The following is a 19,969-nucleotide window of genomic DNA, read 5'->3' on the forward strand; positions in this document are numbered from 1 at the left end:
GCTGATGAGTCTGGAACACTACATCGACAACCAATGGCACGCCTCGTCCTGGGCCGAGAACATTCCGGTCCTCGACCCCTGCACCGGCATCACCTACGCGCACATTGCCCGGGGCACCGCCGAGGACATCGGCCTGGCGGTGCAGGCCGCGCAGCGGGCCCTGGGCGACAACTTCGACGGGCCCTGGGGCGGCCTGTCGGCCCTGGAGCGCGGACGCCTGCTGGCGCGCCTGGGCCAGGCGGTGCTGGAGCACCACGAAGAACTGGCGCAGATCGAGGCCCGGGACACCGGCAAGGCGCTCAAGGTGGCCCGGGCCGACGCCAGCGCCCTGGCGCGCTACTTCGAGTACTACGCCGGGGCTGCCGACAAGCTGCATGGCGACACCTTGCCCTATCAGGCCGGCTACACCGTGCTCACGGTGCGCGAGCCCCATGGCGTGACCGGGCACATCATTCCCTGGAACTACCCGATGCAGATCTTCGGTCGCAGCGTCGGCGCGGCCCTGGCCGCGGGCAACGCCTGCGTGGTCAAGCCCGCCGAGGACGCCAGCCTGTCGCTGCTGCGCCTGGCGGAACTGGCGGCCCAGGTCGGCTTCCCTGCGGGCACGATCAACGTGGTCAGCGGTTACGGCCATGAAGCCGGCGCGGCGCTGTGCGCCCATCCCGGGGTGGCGCATATCTCCTTCACCGGCTCCACCGGCACCGGGGCCCTGGTGGCCAAGGCCGCGGCCGAACGGCATTGCCCGGTGACCCTGGAACTGGGGGGCAAATCGCCGCAGATCGTCTTCGCCGATGCCGATGTGGAGCGCGCGTTGCCGGTGCTGATCAACGCCATCGTGCAGAACGGCGGGCAGACCTGTTCCGCCGGCAGCCGCCTGCTGGTACAGCGCAGCCTCTATGAGCCGCTGCTGGAGCGCCTGGCCCAGTGCTTTGGCCAATTGCGCGCCGGGCCTTCGGAGCTGGACCTGGACCTGGGCCCGTTGATCAACCACAAGCAGCTGCGTCAGGTGCGCGAGTTTGTCCGCGAGGCCGAGGCCGCCGGCATCCCGGTGGCGGCGCGCGGGCAGGTGGTGGCCGATGCCGACAGTGGCGGCTACTTCCAGGAGGCGGTGCTGTTTCGCGATGTGCCGCCAGACAGCCGCCTGGCCCGGGAGGAAGTGTTCGGCCCGGTGCTGGCGGTGATGCCCTTCGACGACGAGGCCGAGGCCATTCGCCTGGCCAACGACAGCGCCTTCGGCCTGGTGGCTGGAGTCTGGACCCGGGACGGCGCGCGGCAGTTGCGCATGGCCCACCAGTTGCGCTGCGGTCAGGTGTTCATCAACAACTACGGCGCCGGCGGCGGTGTCGAACTGCCCTTCGGCGGGGTCAAGGCCAGTGGTTATGGCCGGGAGAAGGGCTTCGAGGCGCTGCTGGGTTTCACCACCTTGAAGACCATAGCCATTCGTCACGACTGAGGGCCGCCATGTCGGCGGCTGATAACAACAAAAACAGGAGTCACTCCCATGCGTCTAGCCAACAAGACTGCCATCGTCACCGGCGCCGGTTCCGGCTTTGGTGAAGGCATCGCCAAGACCTTCGCCCGGCAGGGCGCCAAGGTCATAGTCGCCGACATCAACGCCAGCGGCGGCCAGCGGGTGGTGGACGAGATCCGCGCCGCCGGCGGCCAGGCCCACTTCGTCGAGGTCAACGTGGCTCAGGACGCCAGCGTTGGTGCCTTGCTGCGCGACACCCTGGAGCAATACGGCGGCCTGGATATCGTGGTCAACAACGCCGGCACCACCCACCGCAACCGGCCGATGCTGGAAGTCGACGAGGCCGAGTTCGACCGGGTGTTCGCGGTCAACGTGAAAAGCATCTACCTCAGCGCCAGGCACTTCGTGCCGCATTTTCGCGGCCAGGGCGGCGGGGTGTTCATCAATATCGCCTCCACCGCGGCGATCCGCCCGCGTCCCGGACTGGTCTGGTACAACGGCAGCAAGGGCGCGGTGGTGGTGATGAGCAAGACCATGGCCGCCGAGCTCGGGCCGGACAACATCCGCGTCAACTGCGTCAACCCGGTGGTGGGCGCCACGGCGCTGCTCAGTGAGTTCATGGGGGTGCCGGATACCCCGGAAAACCGCCAGAAGTTCATGGCGACCATTCCCCTGGGACGCTTCTCCACCCCCCAGGACGTGGCCAACGCCTGCCTGTACCTGGCCTCTGACGAGGCTGCGTTCATCACCGGCACCTGCCTGGAAGTGGATGGTGGACGTTGCGTCTGATGACCGGTAGAACCCTGTTGGCCAGACCTGAACCAGCTATGGAGTGCAGTCGACATGTGTGGGATCGAAAACGACAAGAACCACCCCAATACCCAGCAGCTTCTTGAAGGCCTGCCGAAGAATTGGGGCAAATGGGGCCCGGACGACGAGGTCGGCGCCCTCAACTACCTGCAACAGGCCGAGGTGCTGCGCGGTGTCGCCGCGGTGCGCCAGGGCAAGACCTTCACCCTGCAGGTGCAGATCGGCCACCCCGGCGGCGACCCGATGTGGCCCGCGCGCAACCCGTCGATGCGCTTCAACACCCTGGACCGCAGCCACTATCAGGCCGGCAAGCAGCCGTCGATGACCGGCGGCGCCGAGTACTGCGACGACGTGATCTTCATGCAGTTGCAGGGCTCGACCCAGTACGACGCCCTGGGCCACGCCTGGTACGACAACCAGCTGTGGAACGGCTACGACGCCAGCAGCACCGTCGGCGGCATGGCCAAGGCCAGCGTGCTGCCGATTGCCGAGCGTGGCGTGGTGGGCCGCGCGGTGCTGATCGACATGGCCCGGCATCGCGGCAAGAAGTACCTGGGCCGCGGCGAAACCTTCAACCACCTGGACCTGCTGGCCGCCGCCAAGGCCCAGGGCGTGGCCATCGAGAAGCGCGACATCCTGATCATCCGCACCGGTTCCATGGGCGCCTTCTACGAGTACGGCAAGACCGAGTTCTTCAAGGACCTGGTGGAGCCCGGCCTGACCTACAGCCGCGAACTGGTGGACTGGTTCAACCAGATGGAAATCCCCAACCTGGTGACCGACACCATCGCCAACGAGGTGATCACCGACCCGGTGTCCGGGGTGCAGATCCCGCTGCACTGCGCGCTGATGCGCAACCTGGGGATCGCCTTCACCGAGATCGTGCTGCTCGAAGACCTGGCCGAGGATTGCGCCGCCGACGGCCAGTGGACCTTCCTCTACACCGCCGCGCCGTTGAAGATCGTCGGCGGCAGCGGGGCGCCGGTGAACCCCATCGTCATCAAGTGACCGTCGCCGCGTCATGCCGGTCGGCATGACGCGGCACTGGCGGGCCGCAGGCCATGGGGTTACCCTGCGGCTCATTTTTCGAGACCGATATGGACCTTCGCCTCCCGTGACCGATACCTGCCCGCCCAACTGCGCGCACTGCGCCGAAAACCCCGACCACCAGAGCGCCCACCAGGCCGTGGTCGAAGCCCTGCAAGTGATGGGCGCCTACCCCGAGGCCAGCGAAGACGAGATCGTGCAACTGCTTCAGGCGCGTGGCTACTCGGCCATCGTCGCCGAGAAGCTCAACGCCTTCGTGCCCTCGGCCCTGAGCTGGCCGCTGCTCAAGCGCCTGGGTGTGGAGGGCTTCGTCGGGCACTTCATCGCCTTCGACGACAATGACCAGGAGGTGCAGATCCCGGTTTCCAGCCAGCACTATTTCACCGCCGCGCTGATGCTGGCCTACAACACGCTCGAAGACGGTTGGAGTGAAGAGTTGCCGCATAGCACCTTTGTCAGCGTCACCCAGAAAAGCCCCGAGATGAACGCCGCCAATAAAGTGCTGAACCAGGGTGGCAGCCTGGAGGGCGGGACGATCGGGCCCTTGCAGTTGTTCCGCCTGAGCGCCAGCGAGGTGCTGGGGCAGGCATCTAGCTGATGTAGATGATCTTCGACACCAGCTCGGCGCTGTTCTTGGCCTGCAGCTTTTTCATCAGCCGGGCGCGGTGCACCTCCACCGTGCGGTGGGAGATCGCCAGCTTGCGCGCCACTTCCTTGCAGGTCAGGCCGTTGACGATGTGCAGGGAGATTTCCCGCTCGCGCGGGGTCAGGCTCACCGTCGGCGCCAATTGCCGGTCCAGGCGTTCGAAGTGCCAGATCATCAGCCCGAACGGATCGTCCGGGGTCAGCGAGAAACCGTGGGCCCGGGCCCAGAACACTTCGCCATTGCGGTGCTGCATGAAGCGTTCGTCGGTGTAGGAAGCGCCCTGGCCGTTGCGCAGCCAGTGTTCGCTGCGCTCGCCGATGCTCTGGTAGTCGGCCTGGGACGGGTACAGCAACAGGGTCAGGTGATCCAGCAGCTCCTCGCGCTCATAGCCGAACAGGCGCAGGAAGGCCTGGTTGCAGTCGAGCATGCGCCGATGCCCGGTGATCAACTGCGGTGCGGGGGACACCTGGAAGGCCAGGCGCTCAAGGTCCTGGAGCTGCTGGGCATATACGGTCATGGGGCATCCTGCCTGGTGGAAGTCGTTGCGCCGCTCTGGCTGGCCGGGCACTACTTACTGTTGTACGTAGTTGCCCTAACTAGCGTCTGATTGTGGCGCTCGCCATTGTAGGGAACGTCCGCTTCAAGCACAGAAGAAAATCACCATGAATCATGCTTCCGTATCCATTGTCGCTGCCGCCCACACATCGTTCGGTCGTCTTCAGGGGCTGACCCTGGAGGACCTGGTTGTCCAGGTCACCCGCGAGGCCCTGGCGGATGCCGCGATCGACGCCGCCGAGATCGACGCACTGTTTCTCGGGCATTTCAACGCAGGCCTGGTGCCGGACGGTTTTCCCGCCTCGCTGATGCTCCAGGCCGACCCGCAATTGCGCTTCAAACCGGCCACCCGATGCGAAAACGCCTGCGCCTCCGGCTCGGCGGCGATCCTCGCGGGGGTCAATGCGATCCGCAGTGGCGCCGCTGAACTGGTGCTGGTGGTGGGCGCGGAGAAGATGACCGACAACTCCACCGCCGAAGTGACTCAGGCCCTGGCCGGTGCCGGTTACCAGAACGACCCCGCGGAGGCCGGCTTGAGCTTTGCCCAGCTGTTTGCCCGGGTCGCCCAGCAGTACACCGAGCGCTACCACAGTCCGCTGGCCTCGATGGCGGCGATTGCGGTGAAGAACCACGCCAATGCCATGGCCAACCCGCTGGCGCAGATGCATCGGCCGATGGACTTCGAGCATTGCAACAATGTGTCCCAGAGCAATCCGCTGATCGCGCCGTCGCTGCGTCTCACCGACTGTTCGCTGATCAGTGACGGCGCGGCGGCGATCGTCCTGGCTTCGCCGCAGCGCGCGCGCTCGTTCCGCCGTGAAGTGGCGATCCGCGCCCTGAGCCAGGTCAATGACCTGCTGCCGATGGCCAGTCGCGACATCCTGGCCTTTGACGGTCCGCAGCGGGCCATCCACGGTGCCTTGCGCGAGGCCGGGGTCAGCCTGGGCGACATGAGTTTTGCCGAGGTCCACGACTGTTTCACCATCGCCGAGCTGCTGATCTACGAAGCCATGGGCCTGGCGCCCAAGGGCGAAGGCCATCGGACCCTGGACGATGGCATCGTGCGCCCCGGCGGCCGCTTGCCGGTCAACCTGTCCGGCGGGCTCAAGGCCAAGGGCCACCCGGTGGGCGCCACCGGCGTGTCGATGCATGCCCTGGGCTTTCGCCAATTGATCGGCGAGCCGATTGGCCTGGGCGTACCCCGGGCCGAGTTCGGCCTGCTGTTCAACATGGGCGGGATGGCGGTGGCCAACTACGCCTCGGTCCTGCAAGCGCTCAGGGCCTGAACATGAATATCGCCCATTGGTTGCTGGACGCGGCCCAACGCTGGCCGCAGCGCCCGGCGCTGTTCGAGGGCTGCCGCCAGGTGGCCGACTACCAGGGCTTCGCGGCGCGGGTCCGGTGCCGCGCCTTGCACCTGCGGCATGCGCACGGCATCGCCGCCGGGGACCGGGTGGCCTTGCTGCTGAAGAACAGCTGCGACTACCTGGAACTGCTCTACGCCATCTGGTGGAGCGGAGCGGTGGCGGTGCCGGTCAACGCCAAGCTGCACCCGCGGGAGGCGGCCTGGATCGTCGGCAATGCCGGGGCCAGGTTGATCTTCACCGACGGCGGCCGGACCTTCGAGCTGCCGGACTTGCCCGCCGATTGCCGCGAGCTGCCCGCCGAACTCCTGCCGACGCCGGCAGGTGCCGCGGACGGCGAACTGCGCGAGCCCTGGCCGTGCGCGGACGACGAGCTGGCCTGGCTGTTCTACACCTCGGGCACCACCGGCCGTTCCAAGGGCGTGATGCTGTCCCACGGCAACCTGATCGCCATGTCGCTGTGCTACCCGCTGGATGTCGACCCGGTGCAGGGCGGCGATGCCGTGGTCTATGCCGCGCCGCTGTCCCACGGCGCCGGGTTGTACAACTTCATTCACGTGCGCTGTGGCGCCCGGCACGTGGTGCCGCAGTCCCGGGGGTTCGATGCGCCAGAGCTGTTCGGGCTGGCGCGGGAACTGGGGCAGGTCAGCCTGTTTGCCGCGCCGACCATGGTCAAGCGCATGGTCGAGCAGGCCCGGCGGCAAGGCTATGACGGCACGGGCATCAAGACCATCGTCTACGGTGGGGCGCCCATGTACCTGGCGGACCTGGCCCAGGCCCTGGACACCTTCGGTCCGCGGCTGGTGCAGATCTACGGCCAGGGCGAGTGCCCGATGAGCATCAGCGCGCTGTCCCGGGAGCTGATCGCCGGGCGTGAGCATCCGGACTGGCCGACCAGCGCAGCGTCAGTGGGGCGCCCGCAGGCCTGTGTCGAAGTGCGCATCCTCGATGCCGGCGGGCAGCCGCTGCCAGCCGGCGAGCCAGGGGAAATCGCCGTGCGCGGCGCCCCGGTGATGCACGGCTACTGGGGCAACCCGTCCGCTACCCGGGCGACCCTGGTGGACGGCTGGTTGCTCACCGGGGATATCGGTTTCCTCGATAGCCGCGGTTTGCTGACCCTGACCGACCGCTCCAAGGATGTGATCATTTCCGGCGGCAGCAACATCTACCCGCGGGAAGTGGAGGAGGTACTGATGCAGCATCCCGGGGTGTTCGAGGTGTGCGTGGTGGGCGAGGCGGATGCCGAATGGGGCGAGTCGGTGGTGGCTTTCGTGGTTCCTCGCAGCCCCGACAGCCTCGATCCGCAGGTGCTCAACCAGTGGTTCGTGACGCGCATGGCGTCGTTCAAGAAACCGCGTAAATACCTGTTTTGTACCGAGCTGCCGAAGAACAGCTACGGCAAGATTCTCAAGACCCGCTTGCGTCAGTGGCTGCAGGACCCGACAGGGACCATCGCCGACCGCTGAACGCGTTTTCCCATGGACCGCAATACGACAGGAGTCTCCCAACATGGACGTGACCTCTAGCAATCCCCAGCGCCAGCGGCGCCGGGCCTTTATCGGCGCCACCTCCGGCCACTTGATCGAGTGGTACGACTACGGCGTCTACGGCTTTCTGGCGGTGTACATCGGCAAGGCGTTCTTCGTCTCCGATGACCCCACCAGCAGCCTTTTGGCGAGTTTCGCGGCCTTTGCCCTGAGCTTTTTCATCCGGCCCCTGGGCGGCCTGTTCTTCGGTCCGCTGGCGGACCGCATCGGCCGCCGCCGGACCTTGATCACGGTGCTGGTGCTGATGGCCGGCTCGACCTTCCTCCTGGGCCTGTTGCCGACCTACGCCAGCATCGGCATCGCCGCGCCGATCCTGCTGGTGCTGATCCGCTGCGTGCAGGGGTTTTCCGCCGGTGGCGAGATCGGCACCATCACCAGCTTCATTGCCGAATACGCCGGCCCCGGGCGCCGCGGCTTCGCCACTTGCTGGCTGATGGTCACCGCGGTGCTCGGCCTGTTGCTGGGCGGTGCGGTGGCCAATGGCATGACCTGGGGCCTGGGCGCGGAACTGATGCAGGACTGGGGCTGGCGCATGCCGTTCCTGCTCGCAGGTCCCTTGGGCTTCATTTCCCTGTACATCCGCCTGAAGCTGGAAGACAGCCCGGAGTTCCTCGCCCTGGCCCAGGCCGGGCAGACCTCCAAGGCGCCGCTGCGCGAAGTCTGGCAATGGAAACGCTCGATTGCCCTGGTGTTTTTCATCATCACCCTGCACAGCTCGATCTTTTACCTGGTGCTGACCTTCGCCTCGACCTACATGTCCAACACCCTCAAGTTCGACAGCGGCACCACCTTGCTCTATGTGTTCGTCGCCAGCCTTTCGGCGGCGCTGGTCATGCCCCTGGGCGGGGCTTTCACCGACCGCTATGGACGCAAGCCGTTCCTGATGGTGATTGGCACCCTGGCGACCCTGGCCATGTACTGGTTCTTCAAGACCGCGCCCAACGCCACCCCGGCCACGCTGTTCTGGCCGTTGATGGCGGTGGCGATCCTGTTCGGGCTCTACGCGTCGTCGACCTACGCGCTGATGAGCGAACTGCTGCCCACCCGCATCCGCTCCACCGGCATCGCCGTGGCCTACAACATTCCGGTGGCGGTGTTCGGCGGCAGCGCGCCGCTGATCTCCACCTGGCTGATCAAGCTCACCGGCGACATCACCGCGCCCTGGTACTTCTACGTGGCCACCGGCGTGGCGTCGCTGATTGCCCTGGTGGTGCTGCGCAAGGAAGACTTTGTTGCCTGTGCCTCAGAGCACCCGGCAAGGCAGCCGGACACTGCCTTGAGCCTGCCCACCCTCGGCGCATGACTGATGCGCGGATCTGGTCGGTGGCGCGACCGACCAGACCGCAGGTGTCACGACTGGGCGGGCTGATTGCCGGCTATCGGCATCGGCTGCCCCAGGCGCTCGCGGGCGGTCAGCAGGCGGATCAGCGGTGAGGCGATGAAGGTGCTGATAATCGCCATGATCACCAGGATGGTGAAGTACTCTTTGGGCAGCACGCCAAGGTCATAACCGACGTTGAGCACCACCAGTTCCATCAGCGCGCGAGTGTTCATGCAGACCCCGATCAGCGCCGAGTTTCGCGGGCTTTCTCCCAGCAGCCGGCTGGAACCGTAGGCCCCGAAGAACTTGCTGGCAAACGCCACCATGCACACCAGGAGACAGTTGAGCAGGGCGTGACTGCCCTCCAACGAACCAACGTCGGTGCGCAGGCCCGTATAGGCGAAAAATACCGGCAGGAAGAACGCATTGACCAGGCCGCCGACCTTGGCGTTCCACTGCGCGACAAAGGGCCGGTGAGCATGCAGTGCCACGCCCATGATGAAGCCGCCAATGATCGAGAACACCCCTATCAGGTTGGTGATGACGGCGCTGGCAAAGAGCACGATCAGCATCAGTGAAATGCCGTGTGCCGACAGCGGCCGACGCTCCAGGTCGCCGATGATCCAGCGCAGGATCAAGGGGCGGACCTGCCACAGCACCACGATGATGAACAGCGCCAGGGCCAGCATTCTCAGGAGCGAGGTCCAGACGTTGAAGTTCGAGGCGATGATCGACGTCACGCCGCCCAGGATCAGCCAACCACATACGTCGTCGATGGCCGCGGCACCGATGGTCAGGGTGGCCACCCGTGATCGCGACAGGCCCAGTTCCATGAAAATTCGCCCCAGGATCGGCAGGGCGGTGATGGACAGGGCGGTGGCGAAGAACAGTTGAAAGGCCAGCAGCGGAGGCCGGTCACCGGTTATCTGCTGCCAGAAGAATTCGGCGCTGAAAAAGCCGCTGGCGAAAGGCACCAGCAAGCCCCCGAGGCTGATGAAGATGATCGAGCGCTTGCGGCCTTTGAGATGCGCGCCAAATTCGAACTCCAGGCCCACCTGGAACATCAGTAGAATCAGCCCGACCTGAGCCGTCGCGATGAAGGCGGTAGAGGTCTGTGGCACGAAGATGCTGTGCAGCAGCTCCGGAAAGAAATACCCCAGCAAGCTGGGACCCAGTACCAGGCCCGCAAGGATTTCACCGGCCACCGGGGTTTGTCCCAGGCAGCGGGTGCTGAGCCAGGAGATCACCCGACTGACGGAAAAGATCACGATCAGCTGGATCAGGAACAGCAACGTCAGGTGTTCGGCCTGGGAGCCCACGGCAGATTGACCCATGGGTGGGCTGGCGGGCTGTTGGGTTGTCGCGCTGGTGGTTTGCATAGAGACTTCCTATCCCTTGAAGTGTGAAAACGCTGGCTTGAGCCAGCCACCAAACTGAGTTTCCAGAAATACTGCGGCGTCCAGCAGCAAAGCGTCCTGGCCGGGGCCGGCGACCAACTGCACGGCCACCGGGCACCCTTGATCCAGGCGCCCCATTGGCACACTGAGGGCCGGCAGGCCCAAGGCGTTGAACAGGGCGCAGTAAGCAACGTCCAAGGGGCGCTTGAGGGCATGCCCGTGTTTCGGTGCGACGCCTGGCGTGACGGGCATCAGCAGCAGGCTATGGCCGTCGAAGAGCTCGGCGAAGGCGCGTTGCAAATGATCGCGCTGGGCCAGAAAGCGCCCCAGCCCCGGATTGCCCAGGGCGTCGCCGACACTGTCCAGCCAGGTCGCCAGCAACGGCCCCGTGGCATGTCGCGCACGCCCTGCAAGGCTGGCGCGAGCGGCCCGCCAATAGCTCAGCGGTTGCCCATCGCCCAGGTAGTCCGCCAGGCGGACCTGCGCCTCAAGCTTCAGCACCGCCAGCCAGATGAAAAAGGCGTTGTGCATGCCTGGTTCCTGCCAGGCATGCAGCGTGGCGCCCTGGCTGGCCAGGCATTGCCCAGCGTCGTTCAAGGCCTGGGCGACTGCCTCGGACACCGGGCTGCTCCATTTCATCTTGTCCGGCAGGTACAGGTGCACCCGCCTGAGGCGCGCGGGTTCGGCAGCGGGTGCGTACCGCGAATGGATATTGCGGTCGATGCCATCGGGGCCGGCGATGATCTGCAGGACTTCGCTCAAGTCCTCGGCATGTCGGCACAGTGGGCCGGCCGCAAAATGAGCGGATACCGCCTGCGCGTTGGCTTGCTGGCGACCACGCTCGTCCAGTGGCAAATGGCCGCTCAAGGGCACCAGGCCGCGCGATGGCTTGAGACCAAAGACCCCATTGAACGCGGCAGGAATGCGCACTGAGCCTGCGCCATCGGTGCCGAGGGCAAACGGCACGCAGGCGCTGGCCACCATGACCGCATCGCCGCCGCTGCTGCCGCCGGCGGTGCGCGAGGCGCGATAGGGGTTGAGGGTGCGGCCATAGAGCAGATTGTCGGTTTCCGGCCACAGGGCCATCTCCGCCTGGTTGCCCAGTGCCACGGGAATGCCCCCCGCGCTAATCAGGCGCTGGGCGACCGTCGCCGTCGAGGAGGCCGTGACCTGCCGACGCAAGGTCGAGCCGCAGGTCTGTGGCCACCCCGCGAGCCCCAGGCCTTCCTTGATCGAGAAGGGCACTCCATGCAAGCGCCCCAAGGGCTGGCCCCGCAACACATCAGCCTGCGCCCGACGCGCAGCGCTACGAGCGCAGCGGTAGAGTTCCACCGCTATCGGGTTGCACAGGGCCTGGATCTCCTGGCAGCGCTCGATGGACTGCTCCACCAGTTCGACCGGCGAGATTTCCTTGCGCTTGATCAGCTGCGCCAGTTGCACGGCGCTCAGTTCCAGCAATGCGGGCGAGCGGCTGCAGGAGGCCGACGGCTTCAGCGCGGACATCAACGGCGGGCCAGATCGAGAAAGCCGCCGTCATTGCCAAACGGCGACTTCAGCAGTTCCGGCGATTCGCCATATTTGTAGAACAGCGAGGGCTTGAGCCTCAGGCTCAGGGACCGCGCCAGGTCCTGCACCACGCCGCAGCTGTGGCGCAGCAACAGTTTCAAGTGCCGCGGTGTCGGTGACCACTTGACCATCTTCATCAGGCGGACCCGCAGTGCCGCCGAACGCAGGTAGTAATGCGCGGCATACAGCGGCCGGGCACGATTCTCGGCTTTGTACAGGTCGAAGTTGATCGTGCGCGAGTACAGGTTCGGCATCATCTCCGGGCTCAGGCCCGGGTTGGAGCGGCGGACTTCCCGCAGCAGGCAGGCAAAGGGCAGGGGCGAGGGCTGCAACTCCCGGGGATAGCGCGGCAGCAGGTCGGCAAACTGCTGGGCCTGGTGCCCGTCGAGGAAGTCGCCGGTCATGTACATCGGCAACACGACGTGGAAGTAGGCCATGTTGGCGAACAACAGGGTCCAGCCCATCATGAACGGGTCGTCCATGACCTCGTACCATTTGCTCCAGGTGTCCTGCAGCGCCAGTTGTGCCTGAATGTGAGACTCCAGGCAGTTGACATAGGCTGGGGTCAGGCTGGCATGGATGTCCTTCTCGATCATGGCCGCGATCTGCGGAATCTGCTGCGCCACATACGCCAGCCCGGCACTGTTGGCCGGATCGAAGGTGAACGCGGCGTCGCCGAGCAGGAACCAGCCATCGGTGGAGTAGTACTGCTGGGCTTCATACATGTAGTTGTACATGGCGTGGGCATCGACCACCTGGCCGGTGGCGATCAGTTCGGTGATCACCGGATGGTCGGCCATGACCTTGTTGGTGAACTGTTCGAGGGTGCCGATCTTCTGCTCGAGCATGTCCGGGCGGTAGGTGATGCCGATGCTGATCATGTCTTTGCCATCGTCGCTGCGCATCGGGATCATCCAGATCCAGTAGCCCTTCCCATAGAAGTGATGGGTGACGTAGTAGGGGTCGTAGCAGTGGTGCTTGACCTTGTGGATGTCGATGGTGGACAGCAGGTTGCGGTCGAAGTCCTTGAGGCGGAACCAGAAGGTGCTGCGCTGATAGGTAGGTTCCTTGTGCAGCTTGAGCTTCTTGGCCATGAAGCGGTTGCGTCCGGTGGCATCGACGATCCAGTCCGCGGTCAGTTGCTGGTGCGCGTCGCTGTCGCTGCGCAAGGTCAGCAGGTGAGTGGCATGCTCGCCCTGGTGCAGGTCCACCGCGCTGACGTCGGCCTCGATCAACTGCACCTGATGCTCGTCGACGATCCGCCGCAGGTCCCGGTCGAAACTGAACCGGTTGAGGTTGTAGGCCGGCATGCGGATCACCCCCGGCGCCTCGTGCACCACATAGTTGCGGCATTCCGGGTTGTTACGCAGCTTCAGGTAATAGGTCAGGCCGTACTTGTGGTAGTGCTTCTCCTCCAGCAGGCTGCCCAGCCCCAGGCCCTTGAAGAAGTGCGTGGTCAACTCAACGGTCGACTCGCCCACTATCGGGCGCTTTCGATCCGGGCGGCCGATCAGGATGACCTCGACTCCGGGGAGGCGTTTCTTGAAGTACAGGGCAGCCAGGTGACCGGCAACGCCGGCCCCCATGATAGCGATACGTTTCATTGGCTCAGTCCGTGAACAAATAGGGAGGGCCGAAGGTGTGACGGCCTTCGGCCGGGGTGGATCGGTTTAGCGGCCAACGGCCTCGATCAGGGTTTGCGGCTCGACGCGTTCCGAGTAGTCGACATTGATAAAGGCGTGGCGAATCACTCCGTCCTGGCCGATCACAAAGGCGCTGGCCATGGGCAGCGTCAGGGCGTGCGAAGCGTTGAAGACTTTCAAGTCGGCGCCCAGCGAGCGATAGACCGCGTCCAGTTCATCCTCAAGCTTGAAGACAATGCCGTATTGCTTGGCCAGGCGGTTTTCCGGGTCGCTGAGCAGCAAGTAGCGAATGCCCAGCGCTTCACGGGTCTTGGCCGAGGATTGCGGTGTCTGTGGCGAAACCGCGACCAGAGTGGCGCCGGAGGCTGCCAGGTCGCCGACCATCTGTTGGTAGGCGCTCAAGGCCAGGTTGCAGAACGGGCACCACAGGCCGCGGTAGAACACCAACACCAGAGGACCCTTGTCGAGCAGTTGACGCAGGTCGACATCCTGTCCATCCGGATCCTTGAGCACCGCCAGAGGCGCCTTGTCCTGGGCTTTCAGGGCTTTCGCGGCCAGGCCACTGTCTACCAGTGACTGCAGTGATGCGCCGAACTTCTGCAGGATCTCGCCCGGCAGTTGTTCGGCCATCTGCTGTTTTGCACCTTGCAGCTTTTCCTTGAGAGACATGAGTAACTCCTTTTTGCTAGTGAGACAGGCTTCGGGTAGCCCGGGTGTGAATCCTGTGGGAGGCCTTGCAAGCAGGCGGGTAGCGCTGAAACAGCTGGCGAACCCAGTCCGGGCGGGTTTTGCTGGCATCGTTGAGCCAGTTGGCGACCGAGTCCTGGGGGTATTTCTGGCTTTCAGCGAGCAGCGGGACCAGCAGCGGTTCGGCTAATTCCGGGGTGTTCTTGAGGGCGGCGATGTGCTCGCACCAGACGCCTCGGGGGCGCAGGACCTCAATGCTGAAACGGCGGATCAGCGGGTCGTCACTGAGCGTGTATTGGCGCAGCAGGGACAGGGCCGTCGCCAGGTCCTGGCTGAGCAATGGCCGCAAGGCGATCCAGGCCCATTCGCGCACGCCGAAGTGGCTGTCGCAGGCAAAGTGCAACTGGCTCTGGATCGCAGTGGCCAGGGGTTGGTTGCGCTCGCGGTAGGCATTGGCGAAGGCGGCCCAACTGCGCACGGTGTCCGATGGATGGGCCTGCAACAGGCTCCAGGCCTGTTGCCGCACGGGAGGCGGGGCATGCTCCAGCCATTGCCCGAGAGCCAGCCCCAGGGCGGCGATTCTTTTCGAGATGCCCTGTTTCTCGGTGGCCTGGGCGGCGGCGATCAGCGCCTGTCCCAGGCTGTCATCGAGCTGGCCGGCAATGGCCGTGGCCAGCGCGGTCTGGTCAACGGCCAGGCACTGCGCCAGGTTGCGGGTCTCGATCAGTCCCTGATTGATCAGGTGGGTGGTGTCTTCACTCATGGCAGGCTACCGGCTCGGGGTTGGCAAGGGGCGCTCGGGTGTCGGCAGGCAGGCAGTAGCGGCCTGGCGAGAGCAGATGATGGGGGTCGAGGGCGTGCTTGAGGCGAGCCCCCAGTTGCCAGGCAGCTTGTTCCCGGTCTGCCAGCAGCGGCATGAAGGCCACCGGGACGCGATAGGGCACGATCCCCTGAGCCTTGCCCAGCTGGAACAGTTGCTGATAGCAGTCATGGGCCCGAGCGGATGCCAGAGCGTCGTTGCGTGCAAACAGCAGTGGCACGGTGCAGTCAATGGCCCGGGTCGAGAGCGTGGTCAGGGTGATCGGGCAGAGCATGTCCTGGGTCTGGCACTGCTCGCTGATGGCGTGCAGGAAGTCTTCGATCAACTGCTTCTTGAACGGCAGTATCGGGGCGTACCAGATCAGCCCGCAGTGGTCGCGCGCGGGGTTCAATCCCGGCCCGGGAGGCGGTTTGGCCCCTGCGCTGTAGGCCAGCGGCAGGGCGACCTCGTTGGGTCGTCCGGCCATCAATTCAACGCCTTGCAACATCTTTTCCAGGGTCCGCTGCCAGCGCCGCGACCAACTCCCCGGCAGCCGCTGCAACAGGGCATGGGCCAGGCTCAGCTGGCGACGGGTCCTGAACATCGAGCGATTGGCAAAGCCCTTGAGTTCGCGGCGGATCATGCGCTTGAGCGAGGGCAACTGGTCCGCGTGGCAATAGATCGAGCCGACCCCCATCCAGGCCGGCAGTCCGAGGCTATCGGCGGCCTGGCGCAGCTGTTCGCGGGGCAGTCCGGCGATGCCCTGGCCTTCACTGGCCATGGTCAGCAGGCGAGTGCGGTTCATGAGGTTGATTCCGCCCACCTGGCCCTGGGCCTGTTCGATGATGCGCCGCACGCCCTCCAGCGCTGCGCCAAGCCTGGCCGGGTCTTCGATCCAGAAATAGAACGGCTGGATGACCTGGGGCTTTTTCACCAGGGCGAGGCTCATCTGGGTCACGATGCCCAGCCCGCTCTGGCTGAACAGGCCGTCCAGATAGGGGCCCACTCCCCATTTGAAACACGGGCTGGCGCCGCCCATCGACAGCGGTGAGCGGTAGATCTGGCCGTCTGGCAGTACCGCCTCCAGGGCCAGGACGGCTTGGAAGTGGTCGGTCTGCGGGGTGATGCCGTAACCGCGTTCCAGGGCATTGCCCAGCAGGCTGCAAGAGGGGCCGGCCCCGGTGACCGGGGTCAGGTAGGGCAGGTCGTGTTCCTGCAGATATTGCGCCAGCGCGCCTTGGGTAACGCCGGGCTCGAGTGTGACCACCGAGAGCTCTTCGTCGAACGACAGAATCCGCTTCATGCCCGACAAATCCATGACCACGCAGTGCTCGCGGCCGGTCGCGGCGCAGCCGTAGCCCCAGTTGTTGCCGGTACTGATGGGGTGCAGGGCGATGCGGTGCCGCCGGGCAATGACCACACAGGCCGCCACCTGCTCGCTGCACAGCGGCGCGATCACCGCCCGGGCATAGGCCGGTGAATGCATGGTGTCGTGCTGGACGTGGGCGATGCCGGCGTGGTCGAGGCGCACTTGCGACTCTCCCAGCACTTCGCGCCACTGCTCCAGGGCGGCCTGCAGGCGGGTGCTCTCAGAAAGCACTGGCCAACCCTCCCAGCCGCAGGAACAGGCGCAGTTGCTGTACATCGGCCTTGCGGCTGGATGGCAACGCGGCATAACGGCGCTTGAACTCCGGCTTCATGGTCTTGACGCAGCGTCGCTTGGGCGTGCGGACCACCATCATCAGTGGGCTCAGTGCCGTGCTGTAGACCCTGGCGCAAGGCCCCAGATAACTGGCCGCCAGCGTCTGGAACTCTTCCAGGGAAAAGGCCGCCAACAGCGAGTTGCGGTAGTCCAGCAGGGTTTCCTGATCGGCGCCGTCGCTGGCGCGCTGCACGAAATAATCCACCGACTCGGTCGACTTCAGGCGTCCGAAGTCATTCAGGTAAATGGCGCGGTCGTTACGCAGCACCCGGGCGATGTTCCTGAAGGTCGATTCCAGCTGTTCCAGGCTCGCCAGGTGGTGCAGGGCCATGGAGGAGATCACCACGTCGACACTGCGGTCGCCGATCCGGCCCAGGCGAGACATGTCGTCCTCAATCAACTCGACGTTGTCGATACCTTGTTGCCGGATCGAATCGCGGGCGATGTCGAGCATGTTTTTGGATAAGTCGACCCCCACGAATTCGGCCCGCGGGTTGAGTCGCGCCACCTGCAGCAACAGGCTGGCGGGCCCGCAGCCGATATCCAGGACCACGTCCCCGGGCTTGATCAGCGCGCACATCTGCGCCGCGTGATAAAGGTAGGTTCCAGAGAGGGCCTGGCCCTGTCCGGCACTGCTGGCATAAGACGCGACGCAGGGCTGGCTCTCCATGACCAGCTCCGGTTCCGGTGTGCGAGTGAACGGCTGTCTGGTGGTTATTTCTCTGTAAATCGCCCGCAGCAATCCCGTATCCATGACTCATCCTCCATGAAATGATGTGTGAAAATCGGCAGGGGAAGGGCGTGTTTACGCCAGGGCCAGCGCCCGTTTGATGCGCTTGCCCAGGTGCCTGCCATGGACCCCGCAACGGGCCATATGGATCAGCACTTCCTGTTCCTGCCAGCGATGCACGCCCGCATCGGCCGGCAGGCGAATCGCATCGAAGTCGCGCTGGCAGAAAAAATCGAAGAAGTTGGTGTTCTGTCCCGCCACCGCAAACTTGACGCTGGAGGACTGGTAAACACTTTTGAAAGTGTCCTGGGCGTCTGCCAGTCCCAGTGACAAGGGCTGCGAGAGGGCGTCGTTGAGTTTGGTGTAGCGCTCCACGCGGCCAATCGGCGAGAAGAACAGCACCTTGCGATAAAAGGAGCTGGCCCTGGGGTGTACGGCGATCAGCAGCCGTTCAATCCCACGGTAGTGCATGGCCCAACGGAACATCGCGTTGTAGAGCATCAGTGGCACACCCTTGCCACGATAGTGCGCGGATACCGCGAGGGTCCCGACTTCAGCCAGGCGCTGACCGGACAAACGCTGCAGCAGTACTTCGTTGCCGTGAACTTCCTCCATCGGCAAGCCCAGCATCGAGTCTTCGATCAATGACACCGTGCCGATGATCTGCTGTTCCTTGATCGCGACGAAGGTCGTGGTGCCGGGCAACAGGTGAAAGGCAGAAAAGCGCATGCCGGCACGGCAGATGGTGGAGATTCCCCGGCGCGCATAACTCTCGTTGACCAGTCGCAGGGCTTCTTCCAACTCGAAGAGGCTTTGTATCGGGCGGAACTCGAAGCCCTCGATGGCCAGTGGTGCACGGGCGATGCGCGTGAGGAACAGGTGGCGGTAGAGGGGGGGAGGAATGTAACGCTCCAATGAGGCCAGGCCATGCCTGAGCGTATCGACGCTACTGTGAAGACGCGGCTTCCTGCCGAAATTGGTCATTACCTTTTGACTCTGCAACATCAGTCACCTCCATGTGTTGCTACTACCATTGACGCCTGGCGCTAATCCCTGTCAGGAGGTTGCAGCGCCAGAGCGGGGCTTGCAGAAATGCAATAGATCGCTTCGGTCAGTGCCTGGCGTTGTTCCGCGCTCAGGCCTTCGATAATGCTGCAGATCCAATCGGTGTGATCGGCAAAGACTTCGTTTACCACCTGCTTGCCTTCCGGGGTCAGGCTGATGATCAGCTTGCGTCGATCCGTCGGGTCCGGCTTGCGCTTGATGAAGCCATCGCCTTGCAGGCCATCGAGCAGTCCGGTCACGGTGCCGGTGGTGATGGACAAGCGCGTCGCGAGCTCCAGTGGCGAGAGCTTCCCGCCCGCACTCTTGAGGGTCAGCATGATCACGAAGCGCCCCTCTGAAAGGCTGTAGCGGGCAAGCCGTACAGCACAGACGCGGTTGATTGCCGCTGCGGCCGAGAGCAGTTCGAAGCACAGTCTGACGCTCTCGCGAGCCTCGGGAGAAATGTTCTCCAGTGCCTGCAGCATGATGTGATGTTTGTTCTCTAAAATATTCATAAGGCGCAGTTTATCTTGGCGCCTTACTAAGTCAACGGTTAATTCTTTGGCTTGGCTTTGTTTGGCTTAACTTATTGTTTTACATGGATTTAATTTGAAATCTGCAGCGTGGGGAGGAGGTGTTGGGAGGCTCGATTGGTGACTGATTCATGTCATTCGTTTGGCGCCATAAATGCGCCTTTGCGACAGGGCGTGACGCTTGATCATGGCGGCGAACAGGTGCCCCGGCGCCAGCCGGGCATTGCCTCGATCCAGTCGAGCCTGGCGCTGTGCGAGATCAAGGCCAGCAGCCGGCTGGCGATTCCCCGGCCGCTGCCCAGGTAGGGCAACGGTTTCCCTGAGGATTGCCCCGGCAGAGCCATGAAATCTTGGCTGTACAGCCCTGGTCGCGGCGCTGTCGTTGTCCAAGCCCCAGCGCCTACTGGAACTCGCCGGACTCCAGGCAGAAGGCGACCAGCGCCTGGTCGCTGTCGAGGTTGAGCTTGCGGATCGCCGAGATCTTCTGCGCGCTGACGGTCTTCACGCTGCGCTTGAGGTTGGCGGCGATCTGCATCATCGACTCACCGCGCACGAAGTGCCGCAGCACCTCGTATTCCTTGGGTGTGAGGCTGCTCAGGCCGTCGGCCATGGAGCGCAGCGGGCTGCTGTGGAATTCGTTCGGCACCAGGCTCGGCGGGTGGTGGATGCGCCCCAGCCGGACGTTTTCCAGGGCACTGAGCAGTTCGCTCATGTCGTGGCGCTTGAGCAGCACCGAGCGCACGCCGATGTCATACAGCGCGGCCACGATCATCGGGTTGGACATCATGGTCAGCACCAGCACCTGGACCCTGGGAAAGTGGCGGATCAGGTAGGTCACCAGGCGAATGCCGTCGCCGAACGTCTCGTCGCCCTCCATGAAGTAATCGGTGATCACCACATCGATCCGTGGGTCGTCCGCCAACTGCTGGACCAGCGCGCTCGGGGTGGTGACGGCGGCCACCACTTCATATTTGCCGGTCTTGTGCAACAGGTCGCTGACGGCAGCGAGCACCAGGGGATGATCGTCAGCCAGGGCAACTCGGATTTTTTTCATGGTGGACACGATCCATTTTCGTCAAAGGAGATGCGCAGGGATGCGGGTGCTGC

At 64.4% G+C, this 19,969-nt stretch carries 18 protein-coding genes and 1 pseudogene; 8 read left to right on the plus strand and 11 right to left on the minus strand.

The features are described from left to right. Positions 1-4 precede the first annotated feature (4 nt). The 4 genes from BLV47_RS11925 (at position 5) to BLV47_RS11940 (ending at position 3,926) form a co-directional block, all read left to right on the plus strand. The gene (locus BLV47_RS11925; RefSeq protein WP_092313719.1) at positions 5-1,453 is read left to right on the plus strand and encodes an aldehyde dehydrogenase family protein; all 1,449 of its coding nucleotides are present in this window, start codon (positions 5-7) and stop codon (positions 1,451-1,453) included. A gap of 48 nt (positions 1,454-1,501) precedes the next feature. After that, entirely contained in the window at positions 1,502-2,260 is a 759-nt protein-coding gene (locus tag BLV47_RS11930) for an SDR family oxidoreductase (protein WP_092313722.1), read from the plus strand. Positions 2,261-2,314: 54 nt separating this feature from the next. Beyond that, entirely contained in the window at positions 2,315-3,289 is a 975-nt protein-coding gene (locus BLV47_RS11935) for a cyclase family protein (RefSeq protein ID WP_092313725.1), read from the plus strand. Positions 3,290-3,395: 106 nt separating this feature from the next. Beyond that, the gene (locus tag BLV47_RS11940) at positions 3,396-3,926 is read left to right on the plus strand and encodes a hypothetical protein (protein ID WP_092313728.1); all 531 of its coding nucleotides are present in this window, start codon (positions 3,396-3,398) and stop codon (positions 3,924-3,926) included. On the opposite strand, the gene BLV47_RS11945 is transcribed toward BLV47_RS11940, so the two are convergent. After that, positions 3,919-4,491 carry a LuxR C-terminal-related transcriptional regulator gene (locus tag BLV47_RS11945; protein ID WP_092313731.1) on the minus strand — a complete coding sequence of 191 codons (573 nt, stop codon included), beginning with the start codon at positions 4,489-4,491 and terminating at the stop codon, positions 3,919-3,921. The two genes, BLV47_RS11940 and BLV47_RS11945, sit on opposite strands and share 8 nt — an antisense overlap. 145 nt (positions 4,492-4,636) lie before the next feature. Between BLV47_RS11945 and BLV47_RS11950 the strand changes: the two genes are divergently transcribed. The 3 genes from BLV47_RS11950 to BLV47_RS11960 are packed head-to-tail and all read left to right on the plus strand — an operon-like array spanning position 4,637 to position 8,743. Beyond that, positions 4,637-5,815: an acetyl-CoA acetyltransferase gene (locus tag BLV47_RS11950; RefSeq protein ID WP_092313734.1), complete on the plus strand. Its 1,179-nt coding sequence runs from the start codon at positions 4,637-4,639 to the stop codon at positions 5,813-5,815. Positions 5,816-5,817: 2 nt separating this feature from the next. Then, on the plus strand, positions 5,818-7,359 hold the full coding sequence (locus BLV47_RS11955; protein WP_092313737.1) for a class I adenylate-forming enzyme family protein: 1,542 nt from the start codon (positions 5,818-5,820) through the stop codon (positions 7,357-7,359). 43 nt (positions 7,360-7,402) lie between these two features. Next, positions 7,403-8,743, plus strand: a complete 1,341-nt coding sequence (locus tag BLV47_RS11960) for an MFS transporter (RefSeq protein WP_092313740.1) — start codon at positions 7,403-7,405, stop codon at positions 8,741-8,743. Between the two features lie 47 nt (positions 8,744-8,790). Here BLV47_RS11960 and BLV47_RS11965 read toward each other — a convergent pair whose 3' ends face one another. The 9 genes from BLV47_RS11965 to BLV47_RS12005 all read right to left on the minus strand — a co-directional run bounded on the left by BLV47_RS11965 (position 8,791) and on the right by BLV47_RS12005 (position 18,814). Continuing rightward, positions 8,791-10,095: a cation:proton antiporter gene (locus BLV47_RS11965; RefSeq protein WP_244168865.1), complete on the minus strand. Its 1,305-nt coding sequence runs from the start codon at positions 10,093-10,095 to the stop codon at positions 8,791-8,793. A gap of 54 nt (positions 10,096-10,149) precedes the next feature. Beyond that, the gene (locus BLV47_RS11970; protein ID WP_092313747.1) at positions 10,150-11,661 is read right to left on the minus strand and encodes an amidase; all 1,512 of its coding nucleotides are present in this window, start codon (positions 11,659-11,661) and stop codon (positions 10,150-10,152) included. Continuing rightward, complete coding sequence (locus BLV47_RS11975; protein WP_092313750.1) at positions 11,661-13,328, minus strand: NAD(P)/FAD-dependent oxidoreductase; 1,668 nt, start codon at positions 13,326-13,328, stop codon at positions 11,661-11,663. The genes BLV47_RS11970 and BLV47_RS11975 overlap by 1 nt, the downstream gene beginning before the upstream one ends. Positions 13,329-13,394: 66 nt before the next feature. Beyond that, positions 13,395-14,036, minus strand: a complete 642-nt coding sequence (locus BLV47_RS11980; protein ID WP_092313753.1) for a peroxiredoxin-like family protein — start codon at positions 14,034-14,036, stop codon at positions 13,395-13,397. A gap of 16 nt (positions 14,037-14,052) precedes the next feature. Further along, on the minus strand, positions 14,053-14,817 hold the full coding sequence (locus BLV47_RS11985; RefSeq protein WP_092313757.1) for a DNA alkylation repair protein: 765 nt from the start codon (positions 14,815-14,817) through the stop codon (positions 14,053-14,055). Beyond that, complete coding sequence (locus BLV47_RS11990; RefSeq protein ID WP_208605258.1) at positions 14,810-16,453, minus strand: FAD-binding oxidoreductase; 1,644 nt, start codon at positions 16,451-16,453, stop codon at positions 14,810-14,812. Before BLV47_RS11990 ends, BLV47_RS11985 begins: the two co-directional genes overlap by 8 nt. Further along, a complete protein-coding gene (locus BLV47_RS11995; protein WP_244168866.1) occupies positions 16,443-17,225 on the minus strand; it encodes a class I SAM-dependent methyltransferase in 783 nt (260 codons plus the stop codon). Before BLV47_RS11995 ends, BLV47_RS11990 begins: the two co-directional genes overlap by 11 nt. A gap of 135 nt (positions 17,226-17,360) precedes the next feature. Then, positions 17,361-18,290 carry a GNAT family N-acetyltransferase gene (locus tag BLV47_RS12000; protein ID WP_092313766.1) on the minus strand — a complete coding sequence of 310 codons (930 nt, stop codon included), beginning with the start codon at positions 18,288-18,290 and terminating at the stop codon, positions 17,361-17,363. 41 nt (positions 18,291-18,331) lie between these two features. Next, complete coding sequence (locus BLV47_RS12005) at positions 18,332-18,814, minus strand: MarR family winged helix-turn-helix transcriptional regulator (protein WP_208605259.1); 483 nt, start codon at positions 18,812-18,814, stop codon at positions 18,332-18,334. Positions 18,815-19,057: 243 nt separating this feature from the next. Between BLV47_RS12005 and BLV47_RS12010 the strand changes: the two are divergent. Beyond that, positions 19,058-19,168, plus strand: a pseudogene (locus BLV47_RS12010) (Lrp/AsnC family transcriptional regulator); the annotation flags it as partial. Positions 19,169-19,262: 94 nt separating this feature from the next. Here the strand turns inward: BLV47_RS12010 and BLV47_RS12015 are convergent. Further along, a complete protein-coding gene (locus tag BLV47_RS12015; RefSeq protein WP_092313772.1) occupies positions 19,263-19,916 on the minus strand; it encodes a response regulator in 654 nt (217 codons plus the stop codon). Positions 19,917-19,969 lie beyond the last annotated feature (53 nt).

It is taken from the genome of Pseudomonas saponiphila (genome assembly GCF_900105185.1).
In the GTDB taxonomy this organism is placed as follows: domain Bacteria; phylum Pseudomonadota; class Gammaproteobacteria; order Pseudomonadales; family Pseudomonadaceae; genus Aquipseudomonas; species Aquipseudomonas saponiphila.

Excerpts from the sequence above, each read along its gene's own strand:
- BLV47_RS11945 (WP_092313731.1), bottom strand. The coding sequence starts at position 4,491 with ATGACCGTATATGCCCAGCAGCTCCAGGACCTTGAGCGCCTGGCCTTC.
- BLV47_RS11930 (WP_092313722.1), top strand. The coding sequence starts at position 1,502 with ATGCGTCTAGCCAACAAGACTGCCATCGTCACCGGCGCCGGTTCCGGC.
- BLV47_RS11965 (WP_244168865.1), bottom strand. The coding sequence starts at position 10,095 with ATGGGTCAATCTGCCGTGGGCTCCCAGGCCGAACACCTGACGTTGCTG.
- BLV47_RS11995 (WP_244168866.1), bottom strand. The coding sequence starts at position 17,225 with ATGGAGAGCCAGCCCTGCGTCGCGTCTTATGCCAGCAGTGCCGGACAG.
- BLV47_RS11950 (WP_092313734.1), top strand. The coding sequence starts at position 4,637 with ATGAATCATGCTTCCGTATCCATTGTCGCTGCCGCCCACACATCGTTC.
- BLV47_RS11925 (WP_092313719.1), top strand. The coding sequence starts at position 5 with ATGAGTCTGGAACACTACATCGACAACCAATGGCACGCCTCGTCCTGG.
- BLV47_RS11970 (WP_092313747.1), bottom strand. The coding sequence starts at position 11,661 with ATGTCCGCGCTGAAGCCGTCGGCCTCCTGCAGCCGCTCGCCCGCATTG.
- BLV47_RS11985 (WP_092313757.1), bottom strand. The coding sequence starts at position 14,817 with ATGAGTGAAGACACCACCCACCTGATCAATCAGGGACTGATCGAGACC.
- BLV47_RS12000 (WP_092313766.1), bottom strand. The coding sequence starts at position 18,290 with ATGTTGCAGAGTCAAAAGGTAATGACCAATTTCGGCAGGAAGCCGCGT.
- BLV47_RS11960 (WP_092313740.1), top strand. The coding sequence starts at position 7,403 with ATGGACGTGACCTCTAGCAATCCCCAGCGCCAGCGGCGCCGGGCCTTT.
- BLV47_RS11935 (WP_092313725.1), top strand. The coding sequence starts at position 2,315 with ATGTGTGGGATCGAAAACGACAAGAACCACCCCAATACCCAGCAGCTT.
- BLV47_RS12005 (WP_208605259.1), bottom strand. The coding sequence starts at position 18,814 with ATGCTGCAGGCACTGGAGAACATTTCTCCCGAGGCTCGCGAGAGCGTC.
- BLV47_RS11955 (WP_092313737.1), top strand. The coding sequence starts at position 5,818 with ATGAATATCGCCCATTGGTTGCTGGACGCGGCCCAACGCTGGCCGCAG.
- BLV47_RS11980 (WP_092313753.1), bottom strand. The coding sequence starts at position 14,036 with ATGTCTCTCAAGGAAAAGCTGCAAGGTGCAAAACAGCAGATGGCCGAA.
- BLV47_RS11975 (WP_092313750.1), bottom strand. The coding sequence starts at position 13,328 with ATGAAACGTATCGCTATCATGGGGGCCGGCGTTGCCGGTCACCTGGCT.
- BLV47_RS12015 (WP_092313772.1), bottom strand. The coding sequence starts at position 19,916 with ATGAAAAAAATCCGAGTTGCCCTGGCTGACGATCATCCCCTGGTGCTC.